The sequence below is a fragment of the Ureibacillus sp. 179-F W5.1 NHS genome (assembly GCF_045369345.1).
In the GTDB taxonomy this organism is placed as follows: Bacteria; Bacillota; Bacilli; order Bacillales_A; family Planococcaceae; genus Ureibacillus; species Ureibacillus halotolerans.
This window is the reverse complement of record NZ_JBIQFG010000083.1, coordinates 1-3,966: the sequence shown is the minus strand read 5'-3', so window position 1 is coordinate 3,966 and position 3,966 is coordinate 1. Positions and strand designations below refer to the sequence as shown.

6 protein-coding genes are annotated in these 3,966 nt (G+C 34.0%); 2 read left to right on the top strand and 4 right to left on the bottom strand.

What is annotated here, in order from left to right:
• Positions 1-92: 92 nt before the first annotated feature.
• The 4 genes from ACH0B5_RS17785 to ACH0B5_RS17770 all read right to left on the bottom strand — a co-directional run bounded on the left by ACH0B5_RS17785 (position 93) and on the right by ACH0B5_RS17770 (position 2,231).
• Positions 93-872 carry an alpha/beta hydrolase family protein gene (locus ACH0B5_RS17785; protein ID WP_122973736.1) on the bottom strand — a complete coding sequence of 260 codons (780 nt, stop codon included), beginning with the start codon at positions 870-872 and terminating at the stop codon, positions 93-95.
• A complete protein-coding gene (locus ACH0B5_RS17780; RefSeq protein WP_122973735.1) occupies positions 856-1,323 on the bottom strand; it encodes an NUDIX domain-containing protein in 468 nt (155 codons plus the stop codon). The genes ACH0B5_RS17785 and ACH0B5_RS17780 overlap by 17 nt, the downstream gene beginning before the upstream one ends.
• 54 nt (positions 1,324-1,377) lie before the next feature.
• Positions 1,378-1,692, bottom strand: a complete 315-nt coding sequence (locus ACH0B5_RS17775; RefSeq protein WP_122973734.1) for a transposase — start codon at positions 1,690-1,692, stop codon at positions 1,378-1,380.
• 89 nt (positions 1,693-1,781) lie between these two features.
• Positions 1,782-2,231, bottom strand: a complete 450-nt coding sequence (locus ACH0B5_RS17770; RefSeq protein ID WP_122973733.1) for a Dps family protein — start codon at positions 2,229-2,231, stop codon at positions 1,782-1,784.
• A 295-nt stretch (positions 2,232-2,526) separates the two neighbouring features.
• On the opposite strand from ACH0B5_RS17770, the gene yidD reads away from it, so the two are divergent.
• Both yidD and ACH0B5_RS17760 read left to right on the top strand, forming a co-directional pair.
• Positions 2,527-2,760 carry a membrane protein insertion efficiency factor YidD gene (gene yidD, locus ACH0B5_RS17765; protein ID WP_122973732.1) on the top strand — a complete coding sequence of 78 codons (234 nt, stop codon included), beginning with the start codon at positions 2,527-2,529 and terminating at the stop codon, positions 2,758-2,760.
• 103 nt (positions 2,761-2,863) lie between these two features.
• Positions 2,864-3,886, top strand: a complete 1,023-nt coding sequence (locus tag ACH0B5_RS17760; protein ID WP_406928238.1) for a metal ABC transporter solute-binding protein, Zn/Mn family — start codon at positions 2,864-2,866, stop codon at positions 3,884-3,886.
• Positions 3,887-3,966: the final 80 nt, after the last annotated feature.

Sequence of the window (3,966 nt, the reverse complement as noted above, 5' to 3'; positions counted from 1 at the left end):
CACAATACAGTCACCATCTTCTTCAAGTTGCTTAAAAGCCTTTTTTAAAAATGTCCTTTACAAAGGGTACACTTTAATTTAGACGTCCCTTTTTATTTTAATTTCATCCATTCACAAAGAGCCTTTACTGTCTGTCTGTTTAATTGGGGTGGATAATGATGGGATAACCCGGAAGAATACCAAGTTTCAACTTGCTTATTTTCTTTTATTAATGCTTGTTCCAATTCATAGGCTTGATGAATACTTACATTCTCATCCTCTGTTCCATGAATAATTAAAACCGGAGCATGAATGTCATTCACTTTAAAAATAGGCGTTCGTTCATCATATTTCTCCTGTTCTTTATTAGGAGAACCTCCAATAATTCTTTTCAAAGTTCTTCGCATATCAACCCGTTCCATATACATGGAAGTAACATTGGATACACCAGCCCACGTTACAACCGATTTAATATCGTTTCGCAAAATCGCCGTCCATAAAGCCATTAAACCACCACGGGAAAAGCCGAATAAATGCACGTCTTTTTTCTCAACAAATTGCTTTAAAACTTCTACACTATGGATCGCATCAAAACGGTCGTCCCCTGCCATTTCGTCTCTTCCTTCTCCACCACGGTTCCCCCGGTAATAAGGAGCAAATACAATAAAACCTTGACTTGCAAATTGGGCTATCCGGGATGGACGTACCATACCGATTGACTGTAAACCTCCGCGCAAATATAGTAATGCTTCACAATCATCCTCGTGGACGGGTTTTGCTAATAAACCTTTTACTCGAAGGCCTTGGGACCAATATATAATTTCTTTTAATACGACATTAGGATTTGGTGAAGGATAACTTCGAATTGATTCGATACTACCATTGTCTTTCATGATGCTTCACTTCCTGTAACATCTTTTTCATTCCCCTATCCTTCATGTAAAAACTTAAATGGGGATGGTTTATTAATTCTTCTGTAGTAAGCCACGTCATTCCTAACGTCTCATACTCTTCCACAAATTCATCAATTCTTTCGACTTTTCCAGTAAAAACGGCTTTGCAAAATGGGACTTTATCATGGACAACATAATAAGCAAACCATTTTAAATCTGAAATATGTACTGCCGTTTCTTCATATACTTCGCGAATCGCTGCTTCTTCCAACGTTTCACCTGGCTCTACTTTGCCACCTGGAAATTCGATACCGCGCTTTTTATTAATCGTACAAAGCCATTTTCCCTTATAACAAACGAAAACAAGTACATGTTTTGGTTCAATTTCAAATGGACCATCATCAAATCTTAAATCCACTTTGCAACCATTTTCATCAATAAAAGTAAACATCCCTTTGCTCATCTCCTATACATAATTATAGTCTAGCGAAGGGATGTTTCGTAATCAATGGAAATACGGTAATTGTTCTACAAATTGTTTTGTATAATCATCACCAAATTCATGAATTAGCGCATAAATCTTTTTTAAACGATTGTCAATTTCATCATTGGATTCATCTAAATGATAAGGTAAATAAGGTAAATGGGCACGAACAATATTATCAAATTCCAATGAATCCATCTGCATGAATAACCTTTCAAAAATTCTTGCTTTATCACTATCCATTTTTAATTTAAATTCACAAGGTAACCCTAATGGATAATAACTATATGACTGGTTCACGACAGAAACATATATCGTTGTATCGATGACAATCACTCCTTTTATTCAGTATGGAGCGAAAAAAAGTGAACTATTCATGAACAAAATTTAGCATTGATACATCGATTCGTTTCACTTTTAAAAAGTTACTGATTATTCCCTAAAAAAGCGGAAAGCATCCAAGTATGTTTTTCTAAACTTTGAACCATTTCATTTAACATATCTTCCGTGCGATCGTCCCCTTCTTCAGCGGCTTGTTGCATGGCTTCCTTTAAAAAACCCATAATCGTTTTAAAATCAGTAATCGTTGTTTGAACCATGTCTTCCGTAGTTTCTGAACCGGTTGCCTCTTTAATATGGGACATTTGAAGATGTTCCGTTAATGTTGCAACAGGTTTTCCACCTTTAGTAAGGATTCTTTCCGCAACCTCATCTAAATTTAAAGTGACTTCATTGTATAATTCTTCAAACTTCTCATGAAGGGTAAAGAATGAAGGTCCGTTTACATACCAATGATAATTATGAAGCTTTGTATAAAGGACTGACCAAGTAGCTACAAGATCGTTTAATTGTTCGATTAATGGTTTGTTTGTCATGATATCCACCTCTTCAATCTTATTGACGATAATCAATAATTTTTTTGTCTTTTTTCGTTCATACTACGAATAGTTTGGACAACTAATAAAGATTTATGACCTTTTTTACAGACATTATTGTTAATGTCATCATTACTATAACCGTTCTTTATTACTTTAAAACATCATGAACGAAACCTTTTCTATGAAAATGCAAAAATACTAATCTTGTTACCCTATTTGTTTTATAATAAAAAATATAGAAAAGATTTGATTTCAATCTGTCTAACGATTCATACGATTAGGAGTTCAAAAAATGAAATATCCTTTTATTTTACTTATTAAATTTTATCGAAAATTTATTTCACCTGTTACGCCCCCTACATGCCGTTTCCACCCTACTTGTTCCGAATACGGTCTTGAAGCCTTTCGAAAACACGGTGCAATAAAGGGAATTATCTTAACAACTATCCGTATATTAAAATGCCAACCTTTCCATCCAGGAGGATATGATCCTGTTCCTGAAAAATGGCCTTCGAAAAAAAAATAATTCGAAGGCTTTTTTTTATTGTATTTTTTTAATGAATCATGTATTATTGAGAATGTTGAAATTTCAAATCGTAATTATTACTATTTAAAAAGGATGAAATAAAATGAAAAAATTTGCTTTTTTATTGTTAATTGCTGTTCTATCCATTGGTTTAGCTGCATGTAACAGTACGAATAATGGATCTTCAAATAGTACTACAACCAAAAATGAATCTTCTTCTGAGCAAGATTCATTAAAATTAAACGTTTATACAACAGTTTATCCATTAAGTTACTTTGCTGAACGTATTGGTGGAGACTTTGTAAATGTGTCTTCCATTTATCCTCCTGGTTCAAATGAACATACTTATGAACCGACACAACAAGATATGATGTCATTGGCAGATGCTGATCTATTTTTCTATATTGGTCTTGGACTTGAAGGCTTTGTAGAAAATGCTCAAAAGACTTTAGAAGGCGAAAATGTGAAACTAGTTGCAGCAGCAGACTATATTTCTGATGATCAATTAAATGCTTCTGCAGAAGAAGAACATGACCACGAGCATGAAGAAGGGGAAACCCACGATCATGATGAAAGTGAAGGACATGAAGGACATAATCACGGTGATATCGACCCCCATGTTTGGCTTTCTCCAATTTTAGCAAAGGATTTAGCATTGGCAGTTAAGGAAGAACTTGTTGCTTCTTTACCAGAACAAGAAGTAACTTTTAATGAAAACTATGAATTATTAATTGAAGAGTTAGATTCGTTGGATCAACAATTTAAAGAAATGGCTTCTGCAGCGAAAACGAAAACATTCTTTGTTTCCCATGCTTCTTTTGGATACATCGCTAAACAATATGGTTTAGAACAAGTAGCTATTGCAGGAATTAATTCTCAAAGCGAGCCTTCCCAAAAAGAACTAGCTAGCATCGTAGAACAGGCACAAGAATTAAACATTCAATATATTTTATTTGAACAAAACGTTTCTTCAAAACTTTCTTCGGTTATACAAAATGAAGTAGGTGCAGGCACACTGGAGTTACATAACTTGAGTGTGTTAACAGAAGAAGATATAAACAATAATGAAACATACTTCACGTTAATGGAAAAAAATATAGAAACATTCAAAAAAGCATTAAACTAAAAGAAAGAGGCTGGGACATAACTAGCTTCAAATAGTGAGAAAGGTGAATTTGAGGAAACTCAAATTCACCTTTCTCTATT